Genomic DNA, 22,699 nt, shown 5'->3' on the forward strand with positions numbered 1-22,699 from the left:
TCATTTACGCAAGTTTAATGGCATTCCCAAAGAGCATTTTGAGCTTTATTTAAAGGAATGCGAATGGCGTTTTAATCACAGTGACTTAAAAACTCAAATTTCCATTTTAAAACAATTAGTTAGGGAGCGTTTGTTCTAGTTATCTAGGACAGCCCCTAAATAAATTCAGTCAAATGTATTCGGCAGGGTGATAGGTATTTAAAAAGTGGTTTTGTGTTCGGTTTATATCAATTAAGACCGTTAAATTCAAACCGCCAAATTGAAACGCTTAAATTTAAGCCGTTCAATCTGGCGGTTTGGTTTTAAAAAGTATTAAAAGGGCATTAAAACTGATACAGCAAACCTAAATTGGTGCTGGATTCCACCGAAGAATCCGTCAATGGGCTGCGTTTTTGTTCGCTAGAAAGCCATTCAAATTTTTGGTTGCCAAATAGGCTTACACGGTCGTTGATTTGGTAAAAGGCGCTTGCCGACACAAAAGGCGAGAAACCTGCGTCCGCCTGATAGACGCTCACGCCTGTGCGAGCCGCTTCGTCTGCCGATACGCCGTAGTAGTATTGGTTGTAATCATCGCTGTACCAAGTAACGCCAGCCTTTGGATACACGGTCAAATCGCCATTCATAAAGTCAAACTTGGAGCGGTGTGCAAGCGACACAGACTGACCGCCGCTGCGATCTAAAATGTCGGTTGCTGCCTTAACTTCAAAGCCGCCCACAGGTGTGATGCGCATATAGCTGACATAAGCGTTTGCCGAAGCCTTGCGCTTGTCCATGCCCTGTAATTGCGAAGTCTTTGCATCGTCTGGATCAAAGCTGCGCCCATCAAAGCCCAAGCCAGCACGCAGCCAGTTTTCGTTGTCTTTGTAGGCGTACACACCGCCTTCAGAGCCTTCTAGGTACACGCGGTTGTTGTCATACAGAAAAAGTGGTGCTGCACCAACGTTATTATCAGTGTCATAGCCGCCAGATTTAAAGCTGGCAACCGCACCCAAGCGCAGGCGTGCGTTATCATCGGTGGGTAGGTTTTGGGCGTGAGCGGCTAGAGCCAGCACACACGCAGACGTCATCAAGCTAAGTTGAGCTAAGATTTTCATAAATTACCGCATTTGTATTGTTTGTGGATTTGAATGTGGGTTACTTGGATTGATTATAAAACAATTTGTTAAATTTTGGGTGAATTTTTGTAACGATTTGACCGCCAAGCCAACCATGCTTATCCGCTGATTTTAAATATTTGGCAAAATAGCAATAAACCCCTGAAAAATCAAGGGTTTATCTTATTAAATCAACGCCAAATAGCCATCTTAGCTGCGTTCAATCGCACGCCAACCAATATCACGGCGATATTGCATACCGTCAAAGCTGATACTGCCCACCGCTTCTAGGGCGCTGATTTGCGCTTGTTTGATGGTGTCGGCAAGGGCGGTAACGCACAGCACACGTCCGCCATCGGTAACGATGTTATCGCCATCCGCCTTTGTGCCAGCGTGGAAAACTTTCACATCTGCGTTAGCGTCTGTGCTTGGCAAGCCTGTGATGACATCGCCTTTGCTTGAGCTTTCTGGGTAGCCTTTGCTGGCAAGCACGATGCCTAGCGCCACTTTGTCGCTCCATTTGGCTTGTTTTGGCAAGTTGCCGTCAAGTCCTGCCAAAATCAAATCGGTCAGCGAGCTTTCTAGGCGCATCATGATTGGCTGGGTTTCAGGGTCGCCAAAGCGGCAGTTAAACTCAATCACATACGGATCATTCGCTGCGTCAATCATCAGACCAGCGTATAAAAATCCTGTATAAGGCGTGCCGTTTGCCTTCATGGCTTCCACAACAGGGCGAATCACACGCTCAATCACTTTGTCATGCACATCAGCAGTTACGACAGGCGCAGGCGAGTACGCACCCATGCCGCCAGTGTTTGCGCCAGTGTCGCCTTCAAAAATGCGCTTGTGGTCTTGGCTGGTTGCCATCGGCAGGATATTGTCGCCATCAATCATGCAGATGAAAGACGCTTCTTCGCCTGCCAAAAACTCTTCAATCACCACACGGCTGCCTGCGTCGCCAAATTTATTGCCCGCCAGCATATCATCAATCGCAGCATTTGCTTCATCAATGCTCATCGCCACAATCACGCCTTTTCCAGCCGCCAAGCCGTCCGCCTTGATGACGATGGGCGCACCTTTTTCTTGCACGAAAGCCTTGGCAGCGTCAATCTCGGTGAACACCTGATAAAAGGCGGTTGGAATGCCGTGTTTTTGCATGAATTCTTTGGCGAATGCCTTTGAGCCTTCTAGCTGGGCGCAGTATTGGCTTGGGCCCCAGATTTTAATGCCAGCGGCGCGCAAATCGTCCACCACGCCTGCCACAAGCGGTGCTTCAGGGCCAACGATGACAAACGCCACATCATTATTTTGGCAAAATTCAATGACAGCGGCGTGGTCGGCAACGTTCAAATCCACGTTTTGTAATTTTGGCTCAAGCGCTGTGCCTGCATTGCCTTTGGCGACAAAAACTTTGGCAACTTTCTCATCTTTGGCTGCTGCCCATGCCAATGCGTGTTCACGGCCGCCAGTGCCAAGTACTAAAATGTTCATGGAAAATTCCTTAAATAAAAAGAGATTATTTTGATTTAATAGGGTTATTTTAATAAAAATGCTTTATCAACTCTTTGTGGGATTGAAGAGTCGACTAAAGTGGCATCCTCTTTGACGTCAAGTATGAACTGATAATAGGATTGGGAAGCTTGTAGGCGACATATTGCACGGGTTGTCCATGCACCCCTATGCGATCCTGACAATTCACTAAAATTGTCACAATATTCAATATACTGTATAAATAGATTGCGATCTCGGGTCAGTCGTTCTAAGTCATCAGGCTCGCGTCTTACAAGTTTACGATATTCAGCATCTCCCAGTTTTTGAAATTCTGCACCTGCGTCTACGATGCAGCCGTTAAATGCCGAAGAGTAGTGCAGCGTATCTTCTTGGTTTAAACATGAAATCAGCTGATTTTTAATTTTAGTTCTGTTTTTGATATATGTTGAGTAATTGTTTGCCATGGCTGGCAGGGTGCTAATGAGTAGCGAGCTGGCAAGCAGGGCAATGTGATGAAATTTGATTTTCATAAAAAGCGTCTGTGTTTGGTTGAGAAATAAAACGGAGGTGTGGTTTGTGCATTGACAACAAAGCTATTTTAAAGCCGTCTTGTGCACGACAATTTTACACGATGTTAATATTATAACTGTCATCGCCCAATTTTACCACCAAGCGATCGCCGCGCTCAAGTTTTCCCACGCCTTTTGGTGTGCCAGTCATGATTAAATCGCCCGCTTGCACGCCATAAAGTTCGTCCAAATACGCCACGATTTCATCAAGCGAATACATGAGTTTGGCGGTGGTGTCGTGTTGGCGTACTTCGCCATTGACGCTTAAAAACAGCTCAAATTCAGCAGGCTTGTAAGGCTTGAAATCGCCCACCCAGCACGCCTGCTTAAAGCCTTTTGCTTTTAGCCACGGCAAGCCTTTTGCTTTAATCACGCTTTGCACATCGCGCGCCGTCAAATCCAGCCCCACCGACACGCCCAAAATTTGGCGATTTTCACCCATTAAAAGCACAAGCTCGGTTTCGTGGTGAACGTCTTGGCTAAACTCAGGTAATGTCAGCGTGTTGCTCGTGCTTAGGCTGCTGTTCGGTTTTAAAAAAATCAGCGGCTCATCAGGCGTGGCATTGCCAAGTTCGCTGATGTGTTCGGCATAGCTGCGTCCAAGGCAATAAATGGTGTTTACCGCAATGTTTTGGGCGGCGCTGCTGTCGGCATGATTATCAGCAGGGTAGAAAGTAACGCTGGGGCGAGTCATGATTTCTCCGTGGCTTTGATGGGGTTGAGGGCGTGGTTTTGGTGTGGTTTTCATGTGATTTTTATGTGATTTGCGGTAATGATTTTCCTATAAAGTGGGTGTTTTGTAAAGTGGCTTTTTATAAACCAATCTTGTAAAGCAATTTCACAAACCGATTTCAAATCATAATTTTAAATCACAAACCAATTTTCAAAAAACCACCACCTGAAAACCACCTAATCCGACTGGCAATGCGTGCTGATGAGCTGCACCAAATGTGGGTGATAATAGGCAGGCAAATCATGTCCCATGCCGTCCACCAGCACAAATTTGGCGTTGGGAATGGCTTTGGCGAGCAGCTTGCCGTGGCTTGGTTTGACCAGTCCGTCTTTGTTGCCGTGAATGATGAGTGTTTTGGCACGGATTTGCTTGCTAAAGCGCAGCACCGAGCCTGTCGCCAAAATTGCTGTGAGCTGCTGACTGACACCCAGCGGATTAAAATTGCGCTGATAGCGTTTTTCGGCAATTTCGCGTGTGCGCTTGATGTCCAAATGCCCCGGCGAGCCGACTGCGGTCATAAACCACACGCTGTGGCGCACCATATCACGCTCCGAGTGGCTTTCTGGGCGGCGAATGAAGGTGAGAAATTGCTTGGGGTTGGGCGGCGCAAGCAGGGCGCGGTTACTTGTGGTGAAAAGTAGGTTTAGTTTATCTATATAATTAGGATAACGTGCCGCCACGATTTGCGCAATGATACCGCCCATAGACGCACCGACCAAACTCACTTTCGTCAGGCGCAGTGTTTTAATCAGCCGTGCCACGTCTTCTGCCATGTCAATGAGCGTGTAGGGCGTGTGTTCTTGGCGGTTTGACAGTCCTGCTTGCATTTTTAGCATCATTTTGAGCGGATTTAGGCGTGGCAAGCCGTTGATACGAATTTGGCTAGACAGCCCTGTATCACGATTATCAAAGCGAATCACAAAAAATCCTGCCTTGATGAACTCTGCAAGCAAAGAATCCGACCAAAACAGCATTTGCGAGCCTAGCCCTGTGATAAACAGCAAGGGCGGATTGTCAGGATTGCCGCCAGCTTCCACGCACAAATGCAGGCCTTCACCGATGTCAATGATGGCTTGGTATAAGTGCGGCGATAAGTCGGACGGCTGCCAGTCAATGCTGCCAAATTTCGCCCAACTGGCAGGCGGCTTGGCAGGCATTGGCGCAAAAAATTCGTTCAAAATCAGATCTCTACCATTTCAAAATCTTCTTTGCCCACGCCACATTCTGGGCAAGTCCAATCGTCTGGAATGTCTTCCCAGCGTGTGCCAGCAGGTAAGCCTTCTTCTGGGCAGCCCACTGCTTCGTCATAAATCCAGCCGCACACCACGCATTGATATTTTTTCATAACAGCTCTCTTGATTTAAAATAATAAATTAAAAATGATAAAATAAGAATGAAATTTTACTTTATTGCTAAGCGTAATTTGCCAAACTTAACCAAGTTGGTAAAAACCTTTTAAGTTTACAGATGTAACGGTTTTTGTTCAAGTGTAATTTGTAAAAATTTGCGATTTTTTGTGGATTTGTGGCGGGTTTGGTTGAAATTTAGCCAAATTGTGCAAGGGCTGGCGTGTTTTTAGCCAATCCATTCAATCAATTTTTTGTAATGAGTTGGCGATAAATTTGCCGATAAACACACCAAAAAGCGCAAATTAAACGCAGATTTGCTCATGGCTTGATTTTGCCGCGCCTTGCCCTTATTAAGGTGTATTGCCGATGGCTGCGTTGATGGCGTTGGCGGATTGATTCTTTTCATTGATAGACCACAATTTTTAAAACCACAACCATTTAGAATAAAACTTACATGCGCATTCCAGACCAAGGGCGAGAAACTCGCAAACTCAATCAACTTGCTAAACAACTCCAAGACGAAGCGCAGCTGACGGGCGTGAATGTGTCAGGCACGCAAATCAGCAGCCGCGCCTTTGAAATGCAGACCGAATATGAGCCAAGTGGCGATCAGCCAAAAGCAATCGCAGGGCTGGTTAGCGGCATCAATCAAGGCATGAATGAGCAACTCTTGCTTGGTGTAACTGGCTCTGGCAAGACTTACACGATGGCAAAGGTGATTGCCGAAAGTGGGCGACCTGCCATCATTATGGCGCATAATAAGACGCTGGCGGCGCAGCTGTATGGCGAGTTTAAGGCGTTTTTTCCGCACAATGCGGTGGAATATTTCGTGTCTTATTATGATTATTATCAGCCTGAAGCCTATGTGCCAGCGAGTGATACGTTCATTGAAAAAGATTCGGCGGTGAATGACCACATTGATCAAATGCGCCTGTCTGCCACGCGTGCTTTGCTTGAGCGCAGGGACGCCATCATCGTGGCGAGTGTGTCGGCGATTTATGGCTTGGGCGACCCAGAAAGTTATCTAAAAATGCTGCTGCACATCGTGGTGGGCGACAGGGTGGATCGCACGGCACTGATTAAGCGCTTGGTGGAGCTGCAGTATGACCGTGGCGATATGGATTTTGCGCGTGGTACTTATCGCATTCGTGGCGAGACGCTGGACATTTATCCTGCCGAGAGTGAAAGCCTTGCGGTGCGTGTGCAGATGTTTGATGATGAAGTGGAGAAAATTGCGTGGTTTGACCCTTTGACAGGCAAAACCGCCAAATCCGTGCCGCGCATTACCATTTATCCAAAGTCGCATTATGTTACGCCAAGAGACCGCCTAGAAGCGGCGCGTGAAACCATCAAAGATGAGCTTGCCACGCAGCTGGAGTATTTTCGTGCGCATGATAAGCTGGTGGAAGCGCAGCGCATCAAAGAGCGTACGCAGTACGACCTTGAGATGATTCAGCAGCTGGGTTATTGTAACGGCATTGAGAACTATTCACGGCATTTGTCAGGCAGACCCGCTGGCGAAGCACCGCCAACGTTGTTTGACTATGTGCCGCCTGATGCGCTGCTGTTTATTGACGAAAGCCACGTTACCGTACCGCAAATTGGCGCGATGTATAAAGGCGACAGAAGCCGCAAAGAGACGCTTGTGCAGTACGGTTTTCGCTTGCCCAGTGCGCTGGATAATCGACCCATGAAATTTGAAGAATGGGAGCGCATTAAGCCCAGCACCATTTATGTATCGGCAACGCCAGCGGCTTATGAGCTTGAGCGTGCTGAGCAAGTGGTGGAGCAAGTCGTGCGCCCAACGGGGCTTGTCGATCCTGTGCTGGAAATTCGTCCTGTATTGACACAAGTGGACGATGTGCTTGGCGAGATTAACCTAAGAAAATCTTTGGACGAGCGTGTGCTGATTACCACGCTGACCAAGCGCATGGCGGAAGATTTGACCAGTTATCTAAAAGAATACGGCATTAAAGTGGCGTATTTGCATTCAGACATTGACACGGTGGAGCGTATGCAAATCATTCATGAGCTGCGCACAGGCGTGCATGATGTGCTGGTGGGGATTAACCTTTTGCGTGAAGGGCTGGATATGCCCGAAGTGTCGCTGGTGGCGATTTTTGATGCGGACAAAGAGGGCTTTTTGCGCTCTGAGCGTTCGCTGATTCAGACGATTGGACGAGCCGCGCGCCACGTCAATGGCAAGGCGATTTTGTACGCGGACAGCATTACGCCAAGTATGCAAAAGGCGATTGATGAGACCGAGCGCCGCCGTGCCAAGCAGATTGCCTTTAACCTTGAACATGGCATTACACCGCAGTCTGCCAAGCGTGCTGTTACTGATAAGATTGACGTGGGCGATGATAATGTCGTAACCGAGATTTTGACCGTGCCAAATGCCATCAGTGATGTGGACGAAGAGATTTTGCGCCGCCCTGAGCTGCTTGCCAAAGAAATCAGCCGCCTAGAAAAGCAAATGCACACTTTGTCTGCCGATTTAAAATTTGAAGAAGCAATGAAAATCCGTGATAAGTTGCTGGCGTTGAAAGAGTGGTTGAAATAGCAAGGCGGTAAAAATGACGTGATGAGCGTGGCGGATATTCGATGAATTGTCGGTGAATTGTTTAAATAATTCTACAATAATTGTAACAATTTGACAATATCGCCAGCCAAACGCCAGATTTAATGATAAAATTACGCCTATAATTAGCCGTGCTTTTAAAGGTGTTACAGTGCAGCAAACGATAGGCGCAAAAGAGCTGTTTTCTTGCGATCTTTTATTAAGACGCAAAGAAATTCTGGCGGATTTTATCAATAAAAACAACAGTATAAATGATGACACAGACATCATGCACATCGCATTTGCGGTGGATAGTACTTATGTTAAATACGCAGGCATTACCGCACATTCTGTCATAAAAAATCATCAAGGTGCGTCGCTGTGTTTTCATTTATTTGTTGATGAAATCAGCCAGCTTGATAAAGATAATTTCATCAAACTTGCCCAAAACGCCCAAGCCAGCGTTTATGTGTATTATTTTAATCCAGCGTATTTCACATCTTTGCCTGTACTGCATCATTTTTCAACCGCCATGTATTACCGCTTGGCGATTGCTGAAATTTTAAAAGATGTGGCGCAGCGTGTTTTATACCTAGACGCTGATGTGCTGTGCGTGGACGAAATTTACAGCCTGTATCGCATGGATTTGCAAGACAAAGTGGCGGCGGTGGTGCTTGACCTTGGCATCAATACCAAGTATCTTGCTTATTCGGCGCACACGCGGCTGTTTGGTTTGCAGCCGACAAATATGTATTTTAATTCAGGCGTGATGTTGATTGACATTGCAGCGTGGCACGCCAAGCGCATCAATGATAAAATCGTGGCGGTGCTGACGCAAACCAAGCATCATTGTTTGTTTGAATGCCCAGACCAAGACGTACTCAACGTTGCCTTGCAAAATGACGTGGTTTTTGTGCCGCCACAATACAACTGGCAACAATGGCACACCCACGAAGCACTGATTGATAATAAGTGGGCGAGCATAAAATTGGTGCATTTTTTGGGTGTGATGAAGCCTTGGGATAATAAAGGCATAAACGCCACTTACGATGAGTATTATGCCAGCAGCCCTTGGGTGCGCACACCAAAACCTGCTGTACACCCATACGCACGCCATTTGTGCGCAGTACCAGCCGCCCAAAAAGTGAGTTATCGCTGTTTTTGATGGCGAATTTGCTGGCAGGCTGGCGGTTTTTGAGTTTTTCATTGCCATGTAAACTGTGCTACAATAGCGCGTGTTTTGGCTGTTTTGGCGGCTGATTTATGGTTTAATCCAAACTTAACAAGGAAACTCCCATGACAAAAAAAATCCCTCATGTGTTGATGATTTTGGACGGTGTTGGGCATCGTGAAGACCCACGTGACAATGCCGTTTTGGCGGCAAATACCCCAAATCTTGACCGCCTAAGCGCCACTTGCCCAAATGGCTTGATTTCAGGCTCTGGCATGGACGTGGGTTTGCCTGATGGGCAATTTGGCAACTCAGAAGTAGGACATATGAACCTTGGTGCTGGCCGTATTTTGTTCCAAGATTCCACACGCATTATGAACGACATCAGCACGGGCGAATTTTTTGAAAACGCAGTGCTGAATCAAGCGGTGCAAAACACGCTGGACAACGAAGGCGCGGTGCATATTTTGGGTCTATTGTCTGATGGCGGCGTGCATGCGCACATTGAGCATATCAAGGCAGCAACCAAATTGGCACTACAAAAAGGCGCATTGCAAGTCTTTATCCACGCCTTTTTGGACGGACGTGATACACCGCCAAAATCTGCCGATGGCTATGTGGCGGATTTACAAAAAGCGCTTGACGCATTGAATGCTGAATTTGAAGGCGAAGCGAAACTTGCCAGCGTGATTGGGCGTTTTTATGCGATGGATCGTGATAAGCGCTGGGATCGTGTGCAGGCAGCGTACGAGCTGCTCACCCAAGCGGCGGCCGTGCGCACCGCCACCGATGGTGCGGACGCAGTGGCGCAGGCATATGCTGCCGATGAGACGGACGAATTTGTACAAGCGACCATCATTGATGATAATGGCGTGATTTGCGACAACGATGGCGTGATTTTTATGAATTTTCGTGCCGACCGTGCGCGTGAGCTGTCGTACGCCTTTGTAGATAAGGAATTTGACGGCTTTGAGCGCAAAGTTTGCCCAGAGTTGTCAGCTTATGTCATGCTGACCAAATATTCAGACGACTTGGCGGACAATGCCAAAACCAGCATTGCTTATGAGCCAACCAGTCTTGCCAACACACTTGGCGAATATTTGCAAAACCAAAACAAAACCCAGCTGCGCATTGCTGAAACCGAAAAATACGCCCACGTTACTTTCTTTTTTAGCGGCGGACGTGAAGAGCTGTACACAGGCGAAGAGCGCATTTTGGTGAATAGCCCAAACGTTACCACCTATGATTTAAAACCTGAAATGAGCGCGTATGAAGTAACGGACAAACTTAAAGCAGCGATTGAGTCTGGTAAGTTTGACGTGCTGATTGTCAATTATGCCAATGGCGACATGGTGGGGCATTCTGGCGTGTTTGAAGCGGCAGTGAAGGCGGTGGAAGCGGTGGACGAGTGTATCGGTGTCATCACCAAAGCGGTGCAAGACGCTGGCGGACACTTGCTGATTACCGCTGACCACGGCAACTGCGAGCAAATGCAAGACTACGAAAGCGGTCAGGTGCATACTCAGCACACCACCGAGCTTGTGCCGTTTATTTATGTGGGCGAGCGTGATGTGTCGGTGCGTACTGGCGGACGTTTGTGCGATGTTGCGCCAACGTTATTGCACTTGATGAACGTGGATAAACCTACCGAAATGACAGGCGAAAGTCTGCTTGTGGATAAGTAATAGCCAAAGCATGGCTGCGTTACTTATGGCTGCGTTACAGCTCAAAAGCATGGCTAAAATCTTGCGTGTGGCGCAGCTTGACAAGGCAATGAACAAAGCGGCAAGTGAGACGATGAATAAAATGACGGATTTTTCAGCAATCAAAATGACGGCATTATCCCAAAGCATGGCTAAGCCAACAACTAAGCCAGCCCAGCCAATCACCAAAAGCGCTTTAATGGCTGCGGTGATGGCAGGGGTTTTGGGTGCAAATCTGCTCATTCATCAGCCTGCTGCCGCCAAAACGCCTGCCCAAACGGTGCGTTTTGCACAAGTGAGCGTGCCAGATTTGGCAGATGGTGATATGGCAAGTAAAGGTGCAAATGCCAATTCTGACACCGCTTCTGGCACCGCCAACGATGCCAACACCGCTGACGGCGCAGAAGGTGATACCAGTGGCGTGTCGCTTGAAGCACTAGAAAGCGAGCCAAACGTGCTGCACGGTATTGATGGCTTGCACCAAGGGCGTGTGCCGCTCAATGCCATTTCACCAAACACACTAAGAACGTTTGTGGCGGCGGTGGATTTGGTGCGCCGTGAATATCCTGATGAAATCAGCGATGACAAGCTGTTTTATCACGCCATCAATGGCATGCTACAAAAAGTGGATCGCCATGCGGAGTTTTTGGACGCAAAGGCGTTTGAAAATTTGCAGTCGTTTACCAGTGGTCATGTGGCAGGCGTGGGCTTGACGGCAACGTGGAGCGCGGCTGATAATCACTGGGTGATTAGTGATGTGGTAGCGGATTCATCTGCCGCCAAAGCAGGCGTTACGATGGGCGATTATTTGCACCAAATTGGTGATATTACGCTAGATGGCGCACAAACGTCCAATGATGTGGTGCAGCTTTTAAATGGCATTGTCGGCACGACTGTGGACATCACGTTTTCAAAGGCAGGGCGCTCAAAACGCAGCGCCACGCTGGATCGCACCGAAGAAGAGCAAAGCAATATTGAGATTTTGACGCATGGTGGCATTGTCATCGTTAAGTTGCCTGTTTTTCAAAACACCACGCGCGATCAGATTTTACAAGGGCTTGCGCAGCTAAATGCGGTGCAGGGCATTGTCATTGATGTGCGTAATAATCCCGGTGGCGTGCTGGAGTCGGCGGTGGACGTGGCGTCATTGTTCATGCGCAATCAAATCGTTACGCAAGTGGCAGGGCGCGGCAAAGAAGCGCAGATTTTACGCACCAATCGCTCACCGCTTTTGGACGAAATTCCTGTTATCGTGCTGCAAAATCGCTATTCGGCTTCAGCGTCTGAAGTGCTGGCGAGTAGCCTGCAAACCGCCAAGCGTGCGCTGGTGGTGGGCGAGACCAGCTACGGCAAAGGTTCGGTGCAATCCATCATTCCGATTGGCGATGAGCAAGCCATCAAGCTGACTACTGCACACTATCTAACCCCAGATGGCAAGCAGATTGATGGCGTGGGCGTGATGCCTGATGTGGAATTTTCGGCTTTGTCGAATGACAGCGTGGGTGCGCCTTTTGCGTCAAATATTGACTCGTGGCTGTCGCAAGCGATTAACATCATGGAGCAAGGCAAACTTGACGAAGGTATTGAGTTTGCGCCTGTGGGTGGGTTTTAGATGGGTGGTTTGGGTAAGTGTTGCCAAACGTTAAGTTTTTACTTTGTTTAAACTAATACACAAACCACACTAAAAATAAAAAAGACAAACTTAATCGGTTTGTCTTTTTTGTTGCTAATAAACGTGGTAAATTTACAAAAAAGTAATGACTTTTTCGGCTGGCAGGCGTGCTTTCGGCAAAGTTTGATTGGCGTCATCGGCACTGGCATAGCCCAGTGAGACAATCACCGAGCTTTTTAGACCTTGGGCGTGCAGCGACAATTCATCGTCCAGCGCAGCATTATTAAAGCCACCGATTGGCGTTGCTTGCACGCCTGCGATTTGTGCCGCCATCAATAAATGCCCAAGCGCAATAAAGGTTTGCTGCTCCGCCCAAACATTCAGGCGTGCCGAATCTTGCTGCAGCGGCGTCAGATAACTTAAGCAATGCTGCTTGCGTGTTGTGAGTGCGGCATCATCTTTAAAGCGTCCCGCCGATTTTTCAGCAGCCATCACCGCATCCAAATGCGCATTATCCAGCGTGGTGCGGGTGCATAGCACGATGACGTGGCTTGCGTTCATGACTTTGGCGACATTGTGCGTGTCTGCGCCTGTCATGCTGGTGCATAGGCGAGCCTTGGTGGTGTCTGTGTCCGCCACCAAAAATTGCCACGGCTGAATATTGATGGACGATGGCGCAAGACGCAAGGCTTCTAGCAGTGCGCCAAAGGTTTCGTCATCTAGGCGGCGAGTAGGGTCGTAGGCTTTGCAAGTGCGGCGTGCGTTTGCGATTTGTTGGGCGGTTTGGGCATTCATAAATATTCCTTTTAGGCGTTGCTGATTTTTAAGTCGTTGTTTTTAAGGCGTTGGTTTTTAAATTATTGATTTTAAACTAATAATTTTTAAAGCTGTAAATTTTTAATCCGTCAAGTACGCTTATTTTGGCACAGCTTGCACCACACCATCTTTAAATTCCACCTGCAAGACAGACGCGGCTTGTGCGTGTTTGGCGGTGCTGATAAGCGCACCATCGCCATCTCTGACGAGCGCATAGCCTTGCTCAAGCGTGCGCTTTGGGTGCTGCACCAAAATCAGCCGAGACAGCTGACGGCAATGTTCGTTTAAATTGATAAGGCGTGGGCGCAGTCTTTGGTGCGTGGCTAAGTGAGTGGCGGTGTGCGCTTTGGCAGTGCTAATTTGTGCTTTGGCAGCGGTTTGCACACGCTTTAGCTGTGCATCAAGCCGTGTTTTATTTGTACTCATGCGCTGTCTAACAAGCATTTGGCTGTGCGTCATGGCATGACGGCTGTCTTTGTCCGCCAGCAGCAGGCGTGATTGGGCGATGAGTTTACTGCGTGTCATAGCGGCTTGACTTTTTGTCTGTGCATTGTGAAGTCTTTGTAAAGCCATTGTCTGTGTGCTTTGCATGATGGTTTTGGCGGATTGTACCAAACGCAGCAGATGGCTTTCAATGGCGGCAATCACCTTAGATGGCGTGTCAAAACGAGTGTGCGCCACTTCATCAAGCAAAATGCGGTCTCGCTCATGCCCTACGCCCACCCACACAGGCACAGGCTGCTCTGCCACGAGTGCCGCCAGTTCGTAGTCGTTGAGATACGCCAAATCGCCCACCGCACCGCCACCACGAATAATCACCAATAAATCAGGCGAACGCTCATATTTTTGTACAAATTCACGCATGGTATGGGTAATGCTGGTGCGAATTTCGCTGGGGGCGTGATTGCCTTGAAATGTGGCGTGATGATAATAAAATCGGCAAGCATTGGTGCTGGCAAGTCTGTCCGCTTCGGCACGAAAATCGCCCAAACCTGCGGCATTTTCTGGTGCGATGACAATCACATCACGAATATCAAAAGGCGTGGGCAAGGATTTATTGAGCGTGGTTAAGCCTTCGTTTTGCAGGCGTTTTAGCATGGCGTGATATGCCATCGCCAGTGCGCCAAGCGTATAATTTGGGTCAATGTCGCTGATGTTAATGCTAAAGCCGTATTGCGGGTGAAAAGTGGCGTTCGCCTTCACCAAAATGCTCATGCCTGCACTGATGGGCGTGCCTGTGCTGGCGGTGAATTTCGCCATCACGCTGCTGGCACGATAACGCCATAAAGTCGCTTTTGCTGCCGCCACAATCTGCCCTGTGTCGTCTTTTTCGGCAAGCTCAAAATAATAATGCCCGCCTTTGCCAGACACCGCACGCACTTCGGCACGCAGCCACACATCATGATCAAAGGTGTCATGCACCACCAATTTTACCGCTTCTAAATAATCGCTCAACGACAGCTGAACGTCTGCCATCTGTGCGCTCATCGCCATCAGCTCGTCATCTGCCGCCAGTTCATCGGCGATTTGCTGGTGGCGGCGTGTGATGTCATCGGCGGTAGACTGCTCAAGGTGCATAGCAGCAGTCATCAGCTTGTCAAGGTGGCGCTGGGTACTCATGGTGGTTTTGGTTTGGGTGAATGTTGGTTTTGTGGTTTTAAAGTTGGTTTTTAAAGCTTGTTTAAGGGCAATTTTAATGATGATTGCCATTTGTCAAAATTTACAACAAATCAGGCGGCAAATTGCAAATTAAAAGCTACTATAACACAGCTTGGCGTAATGCAAAAGTTGAAAAACAAAAACAGCGGCGTAATCATCGTAAAATACAGCCAAGTGATTTATCTACTCAAAGCACGCATTCATTAAAATTTATCACGAAACAAGCATAAAAATGCAAGATTTATCATTTTTTCTGATAATAAAACAAAAATTCTTCATTTGTAATTCGCTTGCCACTTTAGTATCTTATGCTTAAATTTGTCTGGATAAAGCGGTCGGTGCGTTTAAAAATGTACCAATAAAGCGCAAAAAGACAATAAAACAAGCGTTCGTTAAAAGCGAGTATTTGACGAACGCCAAACTTGAAAAAATCTTAAGAACAACTTAAGAAATAACCAAAAATGGACATCTTATGATACCTTTAACCATTGACCAAAAACGCTTAGAAAACATCGCCAAAATCGCACGCTCGCACGTTGCCAGCCAAGACGCAGCATTGCTTGATGAGTTCATCAAAGTGTATTATCAATACCTGCACGCTGATGACGCGGCAAATATTGACGATGTGAATTTGGCGGGCATGGCGCTGCACCATTTTAGCCTGCTTAAGCACCACAACGGACAAAATCCGAAAGTCGCCGTCATCAATCCTGTGAGCGATGAGCATCATTTTCATAGTGGGCGCACGGTGGTGCAGCTGGTGGCGCTTGACCGTCCGTTTTTGACAGATACCATGCTGATGGGGCTTGAAAAGCTGGGCATCAGCGTACACCGCATTTATACCAACATCATCAAAGCGGTGCGTGATGACGCAGGCGCACTGACGGACGTGGTGCGCACCGATGAGAGCAACAGCACCATCAGTCAGCAATTTTCGTTTTTACATTGTGAGATTGACCGCCAAGCCGATGGTGATTTGGCACGCATTCAAAAGGCGCTGCTTGAGCGCATTACCACGCTGGATATTGTCGTGGCAGACCACACACAAATGCGTGATCGCTTGGACGGTATCATTCAGGATATGGCACGCCTGCCACTGCCAACCGAGCAAAGTTCTAAAGAAGAAATCACCAGTTTTTTAGATTGGATTCGTGATGATCACTTTATTTTCCTTGGTTTTAGAGAATACAGCCTAGATGGCAGCGGCGATGTGCCAGAGCTGTACACTGTGGGCGGTAGCGGACTTGGCGTGCTGCGTGAAAATGGCGAGAACGGCTTGTCAAAAAGTTTTCATCGCTTGCCAGATGAGCTAAAACATCTTTTGACTGTGCCACGCGTGCTGCTGTTATCAAAATCTAGCCACGAATCGCCAGTACACCGCCCTGTGTACATGGATTTTCTAGGCATTCATAAATATGATGAAACGGGCAAATTGGTGGGTGAATACCGCTTTGTGGGGCTTTTGACTTCGCAAGCCTACCAAATGAGCGTGCGTGAAATTCCGCTGCTGCGTGAAAAAGCAGAAAAGATTTTGGCGTTGTCAAACTTGCCAAAAAACAGCCATGCCTATTTAAAATTGGCGCACATTGTCAATACTTTGCCGCGCGATGATTTGTTCCAAGCCAACATTGACGAGCTGTATCCTGCGGTAACTGCCATCGCCCAATTACAAGACAAAAACCGCTTGCGTCTTTTGGCGCGCACCGACCATTATCAGCGTTTTGTGTCGTGCCTTGTGTACATTCCACGCCATAAATTTGACACAGCATTGCGTCGTCAAATGCAAGAAATGCTGACCGAAGCCTTTGGCGGTATTTCATCAAACTTCACTACCGAATTTAACGAGCTGCACCATGCGCGTGTGCATATCCATGTGCGCACCGTGCCGGGACAAGTAAAAGCGGTGGATTTGCCTGCGCTTGAGCGTAAATTGACGGCGCTTATGCAAGATTGGACGGACGATTATGCGCGTGTGCTTGGCGAAGTGCTGGGCGAAAGCCGTGCCAATGAGCTTTTGCGTGATTATGCGGCGCACATTCCAGCGGCATACCAAGAGCGCTACGATGTACATACCGCTGTGGCAGACACCCAAAGAATGCTGGCATTGTCAAACGATGAGCCTTTGATTTGGCATTTGTATCAATCGGCAGGCGAAAGCGTGGATCAGCTGCGCCTAAAATTGTACGGCTTGGGCGAGCCATCGGCTTTGTCAAATGTATTGCCGATTTTGGAAAACTTTGGTGTGTCGGTCATCAATTCGCAAACCTTTAAATTTGCCACCAGCACACCAGCGTGGCTGCAAGAATACAAACTCAAACTGCGCACGGCAGACGCCATTGATTTGGCGGTGGTGCGTTCACAATTTGAGCTGAGTCTAAAAGAAATTTGGGCGGGCAACATTGAATCTGACCGCCTAAATGAGCTGGTATTGACCACAGATTTGGACGCTTATCATGTGCTGGTATTGCGTGCGCTGTCTCGCTATATGGTACAAGCACGCGCACCGTTTTCTAGCGACTATATCCATCAGACCTTGACCAGCAATGCCAATTTGGCACGCTTGATTGTGGATTTGTTCATCGCCAAGATGTCGCCAGATGTGGCAGATGATGAGCGTGCTGAGCGCATGGCAAGCGTGAAAGCGGCGATTGATGGCGCATTGGCAAACGTGGCAAGTCTTGATGAAGACCGCATTATCCGCTGGTTCTTGGATTTGATTGACGCACTGTTGCGCACCAATTTCTACCAGTTGGATCAAGACGGCAAGCGCAAAGACCGTGTGTCGTTTAAATTTGCTGCCAGCCGCATTCCGCATTTGCCAAAACCAAAGCCAATGTTTGAAATCTATGTGTACTCACCACGCATTGAAGGCGTGCATTTGCGCGGTGGCAAGGTGGCGCGTGGTGGTTTGCGCTGGAGCGATCGCATGGAAGATTATCGCACCGAAGTCTTAGGCTTGGTAAAAGCGCAGATGGTGAAAAATGCCGTCATCGTACCAGTGGGTTCTAAAGGCGGCTTTGTGTGTAAAGACCGCTCAAAAGCTGGCAACCGTGAGACGTGGCAAGCTGAAGGTGTGGCGTGCTATCAGACCTTTATCCGTGGCTTGCTTGATGTTACGGATAATTTGGTGGACGGCAAAGTTGTGCCGCCTGCACGCACTGTACGCCATGATGAAGACGATCCGTATCTGGTGGTGGCAGCGGACAAAGGCACAGCGACTTTCTCAGACATCGCCAATGCTTTGTCGGCAGAATATGGCTTTTGGCTGCAAGACGCTTTTGCTTCTGGTGGCTCAGCAGGCTACGACCACAAAGGCATGGGCATTACCGCGCGTGGGGCGTGGGAGAGCGTGAAGCGTCATTTCCGCTTGATGGATAAAGACATTCAGCAAAAAGACGACTTTACCGTGGTGGGCATTGGCGATATGTCAGGCGATGTATTTGGTAATGGTATGCTGCTGTCTCGCCACATTCGCTTGCAAGCGGCGTTCAACCACTTGCACATTTTCATTGACCCAAATCCAGACGCAGCCAAGTCTTATGCTGAGCGTGAGCGTTTGTTTAATTTGCCACGCTCAATGTGGACGGATTATGACAGCGCACTCATCAGTGAAGGCGGTGGCGTGTTTAACCGCAGCGATAAATCCATCAAAATCACCCCACAAATGCAGGTGGCTTTTGACATTGCAGAAGATGAGCTGACGCCAAACGAGCTTTTAAATAAGCTATTAAAAGCGCCTGTGGATTTGATTTGGAATGGCGGTATCGGCACTTACATCAAATCCAGCGATGAAGATCATGCAGACGTGGGCGACCGTGCCAACGATGCGATTCGTGTCAATGGCAACGAAGTTCGTGCGAAAGTCGTGGGTGAAGGCGGTAACTTAGGCTGCACCCAAAAAGGGCGTATTGAGTATGCGCAAAATGGCGGCCGCATTTATACAGATGCGATTGACAACTCAGGCGGCGTGAACTGCTCTGACCACGAAGTAAACATCAAAATCTTGCTGGGCGCAGTGGTTGAGCAAGGCGATATGACCACCAAGCAGCGCAATGCTTTGCTAGAAAGCATGACGGACGACGTGGCACAGCTGGTATTGCGCCAAAACTACCTACAGCCGCAAGCCATTGAACTGTCTGCTCGTGAAGCAGCGCAGCGACTTGGCGAGCATCAGCGTTTCATGCAGTTCTTAGAATCAGCAAACCGCCTAGACCGCGCGATTGAGTATTTGCCAAGCGATGATGCGATTGCGCAGCGTCAAAAAGCAGGGCGTGGCTTGACCAATCCTGAATTTGCGGTGCTGCTTGCCTATGGCAAAATGTGGGTGTATGACGAAATGCTGGCAAGCGATTTGACGGACGATGCGTATTTCTTACATGAGCTGAAAAAATACTTCCCGAATGCGCTGACTGAGCCTTATTATGATGAAATGGTGAAGCACCGCTTGCACCGTGAAATCATCAGCACTTATTTGACGAATGGCTTGGTGAACCGCCTTGGCATGGAAACGGTGTATCGCTTGCATGATGAGACGGGCAAATCCATCGCTGACATCACCCGTGCTTATGCGGTGGTGCGTGATGTGTTTGGCGCACAAGCGGCGTGGAATCAGTTAGAAGCGCTGGACAATAAAGCAAATGCAACGCTGCTTTTGGACATTGAGCTTGGTGTGCGTGAAGCACTCAAACAAGGCATGGTGTGGTTCTTGACCAATGCTGACCTAAGCGATGTGGCGCAAACGGCACAAAGCTTTAAAACCGCAATCGCCACCTTGATGGAAAATGACAGCCTTGTGCAGACGCATTTTGCTGATGTGATGGCAGCGCAAGTTGAAACGCTGAATCTGACCAGTCTGGACGCTGATGCCGCGGCGGTGTTTGCACGTTTGCCAATTTATGTGCAAGCGCTGGACGTGGTGGCGTTGGCGCACCAAAAACAGCAAAACCTGTTTGATGTGGCGAGCGTGTATTTTGCGATGTCGGACGCACTTGGTATGGCGCAGCTAAACGCCTTACTTGAGACCTTGCCAGCACAAAGCTATTGGGATCGCCGCGCGAATTTGGCGTTGTCGCTTGAGCTGAATCGCACATTGCTTGCGCTTGTTGGCGATGTGTTAAGCGCGCACGGTGCGGACGGCTTTGGCGCATGGCAGCAAAAACAAGCTGCGAAACTTGCTGCGCTTACCACACAGCGTGAAAGCCTAAAAGACCCTGCGCAAAAAGTTGGACTTGCGGCATTGTCTGTGCTGCTCAGCGAAATGAACGGCTTAAAAGCCAGCTAACCTAGCAAGCCAAACCACAAACCCACGTTTTATGACGTGGGTTTTTTGTGGATTGACGACAATGCGGCAAAAGAAGAAGGCTTGGGTGATGGCAGAGGTTTAACGATAAACCGCCCAAATCCAAATCATCTAACCTAATTTTTAATCAAACAAAACCCAAAACTATCATGGTTTCGGGGTTTGTTTGTGGGCAGATTATGGAAGTTGTTGCTATACTTGCATTTTCCAGTCAAATGTAATTTTTTCATATAAACTATTGATTTAAAACATTATTTTTTGTAAAAATAAAATTTCTACTACTAATCTTACTACTAAAAATAATGGCTATGTAAAAACACAGCCATTATACCTTATTGCTTACTATCCATCCACATACAAACTTCAGATAATTTCCATCGGCTACACCTGCCCAATTTGATGGGCTTTGGGAAATCGCCAGCTCTAATTAGGCGATAGATAAAATCTTTTTTCATGCCGATAATGCTTTCAACTTCTGCCAAATTTATCAGTTTTTCAGTCATTTTCAATCCTTATACAAATTTTTCCAACTCTGGCGGTCTGTAGTTCTCACCTTTGGCGATTTTGCCGTGTTCGTTGAATACGGGTTCGCCGTTTTCAAACTTGCTCCAGTTGCTTGCATTGACTTCGTTTAATGCGCCGTGAACGTCATAGCCCATCATATAGCCAAAGCCAACGAGCGTTACAATCGTATCGCAAATGGCGTCCAGCAGCTCCACATCATCAATCGTGCGCTCAAATGGCGGACGCTTTGCATGGTAAAACTTATCACGGATTTGCTCCAATCGCTCATCACGGATACCGCAAGCCCTTAAAATCTCGCCAAACTCTTCGCACATCGCACCAAATTGCACTGATTTGTTAGCAGGTTTTGGCTTAATTGTTTTAAACCAAGCGGTAATGCTGTCAATCGTGCTTATCTCAACGTGCAAATACTTTTTGATTTGGTCGGGATAATGCGTATCCTGCGCCCATTCTTTGGCTTCGTCTACGCTGTAAAACAACTTGCAACCTGTGTTCATTTCGCAAAAGTTATAATACGTCAGCCGATAACACCGCTCTTTTTCGTAGTAGCTGATACGGTAGTTTGACAGCCCCGTATTGGCAAAATGTACGTCTTTGTTTTCTCGCCAGCTGATTAACCGTGCTTTGTAAGTCTTATTCATAATTTCCCCCGCTAATCTTAATCAACGCTAAGGTCTGCGTGAATGTGTTTAGGCATTTTTCTGCTCCTTTGGCGGTTCTGGTAAAGGTTGCCAGTGTGAAAGCCCGTATCGTGGGCTAGTCGGTCTTGCTAAGACGTAATTTGATGATTAGAACGGCACATCATCATCTGCTACAGCTTGTGGCGCAAATTGATTATTCGCTTGCTGATTTGCTACTGTGTTATGCAAATCATCATCGGCTTGCTTTTCTAAGCGTTCAGATTTGACAAGCATTTGCTTGTAAATTGCGTCAATATCCTGCGGTGTTTGCACACCAGCATTGATTTCACGGTAGCTTAATTCGCCATCGCTAAAAGCGGCGTAAATTTCGGTTTTCGTGCGTTTTTCGCCGTTGTACACTTGAAAATTACGGATAAATAGGGCGGTAAAAATGCGGTTCGTCAGCTCTGGCGCATAAACACCTTGTGCTTGCACCGTTTGGCGGCTTTCCCAATTGTACTTTGGTGCAACGCCTTGGGTTGGCGTAAGCACTTGAACGCCCAAAATGCCCATCAACGCTTGCAACTGCTGATACTGAAAATCGATAATCTCGCCGTTCGCCTTTTCGTACCAATAAGTGTGAAAGGCGTGTTGTCTGTCTTGGTTCACCATTTCTAGCTCAACGCCCTGTGCGCCCGATTTTGATTGCACAAATTCAGCACGGATAATTTTCACCTTTTGCTTGGTGTTACCAGCGATGAAGTTGCTTGCGCCCACTTTTAGGGCTTCTTGTTGGTTAAATACGATTGGTTTCATGATTGCTCTCCTGTAATGCCGTAGTAGTCGCAAATTGCGCCATCTACAAATTTCAAATCGTTTGGGATTAGTGCGTCATCAAACATCTCAAAGGGTGTTTTGACGGTATTTGCACCGTTATTTTGCGTTAAAAAGTAGTTTTTGCCATCATCAACTTTGGTTTGTAGCACAATGCTTACCATGCCTTCGGGCGTGATTTTCTCATCAAGCATTTTGCCGATGGTTTTAATTTTAGTGCCGCCTGTCGCTGTTTCTTCGGTGTGTGATAAGATATACACACGCTGATAGTCTTTCATGCCGTGGCTGATGGTGTTTAGGATATTCCAAGCATTGCGCCCAATGCTGGTAAATTTATCAAAGCCTTTCACGTCTGAATTGCGCATGAACTCGTTTGCCATGATGTACTGAAAATCATCAATCACCACAATCGGCTCTTTGATGGTTGGCAGTTTTTGGCAAATCCAGTTAGCGTCATCAGTCGTTACCATCTTAAAATTTTTGCCGTTTTTAAAGGGTAAGGGCTTGCCCACCACGTTAATTACAGCAACATTGGCTGGGTCTAAGTTGTGCAAGCTAAAAGATTTGCCACTGCCTGAATGCCCCAAGATAAATACACCGATTGCCATTATCCAATCCTTACATGCTTGTTTTGTACAAGTGCCACGCCATCAATCACCACGCC

General features: G+C 47.7%; 18 protein-coding genes and 1 pseudogene. 6 read left to right on the forward strand and 13 right to left on the reverse strand.

Translation table 11 applies throughout. From position 1 onward, the window contains the following. Nucleotides 1-139 (forward strand): annotated as a pseudogene (locus tag B0181_RS02110) (IS1595 family transposase); the annotation flags it as partial. Nucleotides 140-323: 184 nt separating this feature from the next. On the opposite strand, the gene B0181_RS02115 reads toward B0181_RS02110, so the two are convergent. From B0181_RS02115 to B0181_RS12250, 7 genes are all read right to left on the reverse strand, one after another. Next, nucleotides 324-1,094, reverse strand: coding sequence for a MipA/OmpV family protein (locus B0181_RS02115; RefSeq protein WP_078275840.1), 771 nt, complete (start codon nucleotides 1,092-1,094; stop codon nucleotides 324-326). A gap of 210 nt (nucleotides 1,095-1,304) precedes the next feature. Beyond that, complete coding sequence (gene purD, locus B0181_RS02120; RefSeq protein WP_078275841.1) at nucleotides 1,305-2,585, reverse strand: phosphoribosylamine--glycine ligase; 1,281 nt, start codon at nucleotides 2,583-2,585, stop codon at nucleotides 1,305-1,307. A 44-nt stretch (nucleotides 2,586-2,629) separates the two neighbouring features. Then, on the reverse strand, nucleotides 2,630-3,115 hold the full coding sequence (locus B0181_RS02125) for a hypothetical protein (RefSeq protein ID WP_078275842.1): 486 nt from the start codon (nucleotides 3,113-3,115) through the stop codon (nucleotides 2,630-2,632). Nucleotides 3,116-3,209: 94 nt separating this feature from the next. After that, nucleotides 3,210-3,848: a fumarylacetoacetate hydrolase family protein gene (locus B0181_RS02130; RefSeq protein ID WP_078275843.1), complete on the reverse strand. Its 639-nt coding sequence runs from the start codon at nucleotides 3,846-3,848 to the stop codon at nucleotides 3,210-3,212. A gap of 215 nt (nucleotides 3,849-4,063) precedes the next feature. Next, nucleotides 4,064-5,044: an alpha/beta fold hydrolase gene (locus tag B0181_RS02135; protein ID WP_078275858.1), complete on the reverse strand. Its 981-nt coding sequence runs from the start codon at nucleotides 5,042-5,044 to the stop codon at nucleotides 4,064-4,066. A gap of 23 nt (nucleotides 5,045-5,067) precedes the next feature. Then, on the reverse strand, nucleotides 5,068-5,232 hold the full coding sequence (locus B0181_RS02140) for a rubredoxin (protein ID WP_078275844.1): 165 nt from the start codon (nucleotides 5,230-5,232) through the stop codon (nucleotides 5,068-5,070). A 230-nt stretch (nucleotides 5,233-5,462) separates the two neighbouring features. Beyond that, nucleotides 5,463-5,642 (reverse strand): hypothetical protein, encoded by a 180-nt coding sequence (locus B0181_RS12250; protein WP_147285857.1) that lies wholly within the window; start codon nucleotides 5,640-5,642, stop codon nucleotides 5,463-5,465. 48 nt (nucleotides 5,643-5,690) lie between these two features. Between B0181_RS12250 and uvrB the strand changes: the two genes are divergently transcribed. The 4 genes from uvrB (at nucleotide 5,691) to B0181_RS02160 (ending at nucleotide 12,282) form a co-directional block, all read left to right on the forward strand. After that, nucleotides 5,691-7,799: an excinuclease ABC subunit UvrB gene (uvrB, locus tag B0181_RS02145; RefSeq protein WP_078275845.1), complete on the forward strand. Its 2,109-nt coding sequence runs from the start codon at nucleotides 5,691-5,693 to the stop codon at nucleotides 7,797-7,799. 169 nt (nucleotides 7,800-7,968) lie between these two features. Continuing rightward, nucleotides 7,969-8,961 carry a glycosyltransferase family 8 protein gene (locus tag B0181_RS02150; RefSeq protein ID WP_078275846.1) on the forward strand — a complete coding sequence of 331 codons (993 nt, stop codon included), beginning with the start codon at nucleotides 7,969-7,971 and terminating at the stop codon, nucleotides 8,959-8,961. A gap of 131 nt (nucleotides 8,962-9,092) precedes the next feature. After that, the gene (gene gpmI, locus B0181_RS02155; protein ID WP_078275847.1) at nucleotides 9,093-10,652 is read left to right on the forward strand and encodes a 2,3-bisphosphoglycerate-independent phosphoglycerate mutase; all 1,560 of its coding nucleotides are present in this window, start codon (nucleotides 9,093-9,095) and stop codon (nucleotides 10,650-10,652) included. Between the two features lie 49 nt (nucleotides 10,653-10,701). Beyond that, the gene (locus tag B0181_RS02160; RefSeq protein ID WP_245953299.1) at nucleotides 10,702-12,282 is read left to right on the forward strand and encodes a S41 family peptidase; all 1,581 of its coding nucleotides are present in this window, start codon (nucleotides 10,702-10,704) and stop codon (nucleotides 12,280-12,282) included. Nucleotides 12,283-12,414: 132 nt separating this feature from the next. On the opposite strand, the gene nfsB is transcribed toward B0181_RS02160, so the two are convergent. Both nfsB and xseA read right to left on the reverse strand, forming a co-directional pair. Then, nucleotides 12,415-13,077: an oxygen-insensitive NAD(P)H nitroreductase gene (nfsB, locus tag B0181_RS02165; RefSeq protein WP_078275848.1), complete on the reverse strand. Its 663-nt coding sequence runs from the start codon at nucleotides 13,075-13,077 to the stop codon at nucleotides 12,415-12,417. Between the two features lie 120 nt (nucleotides 13,078-13,197). Beyond that, complete coding sequence (gene xseA / locus B0181_RS02170) at nucleotides 13,198-14,718, reverse strand: exodeoxyribonuclease VII large subunit (protein WP_158078921.1); 1,521 nt, start codon at nucleotides 14,716-14,718, stop codon at nucleotides 13,198-13,200. Between the two features lie 511 nt (nucleotides 14,719-15,229). Between xseA and B0181_RS02175 the strand changes: the two genes are divergently transcribed. Next, nucleotides 15,230-20,038, forward strand: a complete 4,809-nt coding sequence (locus B0181_RS02175) for an NAD-glutamate dehydrogenase (protein ID WP_078275850.1) — start codon at nucleotides 15,230-15,232, stop codon at nucleotides 20,036-20,038. A gap of 350 nt (nucleotides 20,039-20,388) precedes the next feature. Here the strand turns inward: B0181_RS02175 and B0181_RS02180 are convergent, their stop codons facing one another. The 4 genes from B0181_RS02180 to B0181_RS02195 all read right to left on the reverse strand — a co-directional run bounded on the left by B0181_RS02180 (nucleotide 20,389) and on the right by B0181_RS02195 (nucleotide 22,643). Beyond that, complete coding sequence (locus B0181_RS02180; protein ID WP_078275851.1) at nucleotides 20,389-20,559, reverse strand: helix-turn-helix transcriptional regulator; 171 nt, start codon at nucleotides 20,557-20,559, stop codon at nucleotides 20,389-20,391. A 9-nt stretch (nucleotides 20,560-20,568) separates the two neighbouring features. Beyond that, nucleotides 20,569-21,222 carry a nucleoside triphosphate pyrophosphohydrolase family protein gene (locus B0181_RS02185; protein ID WP_078275852.1) on the reverse strand — a complete coding sequence of 218 codons (654 nt, stop codon included), beginning with the start codon at nucleotides 21,220-21,222 and terminating at the stop codon, nucleotides 20,569-20,571. Between the two features lie 147 nt (nucleotides 21,223-21,369). Beyond that, on the reverse strand, nucleotides 21,370-22,017 hold the full coding sequence (locus B0181_RS02190) for a hypothetical protein (protein ID WP_078275853.1): 648 nt from the start codon (nucleotides 22,015-22,017) through the stop codon (nucleotides 21,370-21,372). After that, nucleotides 22,014-22,643 (reverse strand): ATP-binding protein, encoded by a 630-nt coding sequence (locus B0181_RS02195; RefSeq protein ID WP_078275854.1) that lies wholly within the window; start codon nucleotides 22,641-22,643, stop codon nucleotides 22,014-22,016. Before B0181_RS02195 ends, B0181_RS02190 begins: the two co-directional genes overlap by 4 nt. Nucleotides 22,644-22,699 lie beyond the last annotated feature (56 nt).

Source organism: Moraxella caviae, assembly GCF_002014985.1.
Taxonomy (GTDB): domain Bacteria; phylum Pseudomonadota; class Gammaproteobacteria; order Pseudomonadales; family Moraxellaceae; genus Moraxella; species Moraxella caviae.

Coding starts and splice junctions, on each gene's coding strand:
- B0181_RS02115 (WP_078275840.1), bottom strand. CDS start 1,094: ATGAAAATCTTAGCTCAACTTAGCTTGATGACGTCTGCGTGTGTGCTG.
- purD (WP_078275841.1), bottom strand. CDS start 2,585: ATGAACATTTTAGTACTTGGCACTGGCGGCCGTGAACACGCATTGGCA.
- B0181_RS02125 (WP_078275842.1), bottom strand. CDS start 3,115: ATGAAAATCAAATTTCATCACATTGCCCTGCTTGCCAGCTCGCTACTC.
- B0181_RS02130 (WP_078275843.1), bottom strand. CDS start 3,848: ATGACTCGCCCCAGCGTTACTTTCTACCCTGCTGATAATCATGCCGAC.
- B0181_RS02135 (WP_078275858.1), bottom strand. CDS start 5,044: ATGCCTGCCAAGCCGCCTGCCAGTTGGGCGAAATTTGGCAGCATTGAC.
- B0181_RS02140 (WP_078275844.1), bottom strand. CDS start 5,232: ATGAAAAAATATCAATGCGTGGTGTGCGGCTGGATTTATGACGAAGCA.
- B0181_RS12250 (WP_147285857.1), bottom strand. CDS start 5,642: ATGAAAAGAATCAATCCGCCAACGCCATCAACGCAGCCATCGGCAATA.
- uvrB (WP_078275845.1), top strand. CDS start 5,691: ATGCGCATTCCAGACCAAGGGCGAGAAACTCGCAAACTCAATCAACTT.
- gpmI (WP_078275847.1), top strand. CDS start 9,093: ATGACAAAAAAAATCCCTCATGTGTTGATGATTTTGGACGGTGTTGGG.
- B0181_RS02160 (WP_245953299.1), top strand. CDS start 10,702: ATGGCTAAAATCTTGCGTGTGGCGCAGCTTGACAAGGCAATGAACAAA.
- nfsB (WP_078275848.1), bottom strand. CDS start 13,077: ATGAATGCCCAAACCGCCCAACAAATCGCAAACGCACGCCGCACTTGC.
- xseA (WP_158078921.1), bottom strand. CDS start 14,718: ATGAGTACCCAGCGCCACCTTGACAAGCTGATGACTGCTGCTATGCAC.
- B0181_RS02175 (WP_078275850.1), top strand. CDS start 15,230: ATGATACCTTTAACCATTGACCAAAAACGCTTAGAAAACATCGCCAAA.
- B0181_RS02180 (WP_078275851.1), bottom strand. CDS start 20,559: ATGACTGAAAAACTGATAAATTTGGCAGAAGTTGAAAGCATTATCGGC.
- B0181_RS02185 (WP_078275852.1), bottom strand. CDS start 21,222: ATGAATAAGACTTACAAAGCACGGTTAATCAGCTGGCGAGAAAACAAA.
- B0181_RS02190 (WP_078275853.1), bottom strand. CDS start 22,017: ATGAAACCAATCGTATTTAACCAACAAGAAGCCCTAAAAGTGGGCGCA.
- B0181_RS02195 (WP_078275854.1), bottom strand. CDS start 22,643: ATGGCAATCGGTGTATTTATCTTGGGGCATTCAGGCAGTGGCAAATCT.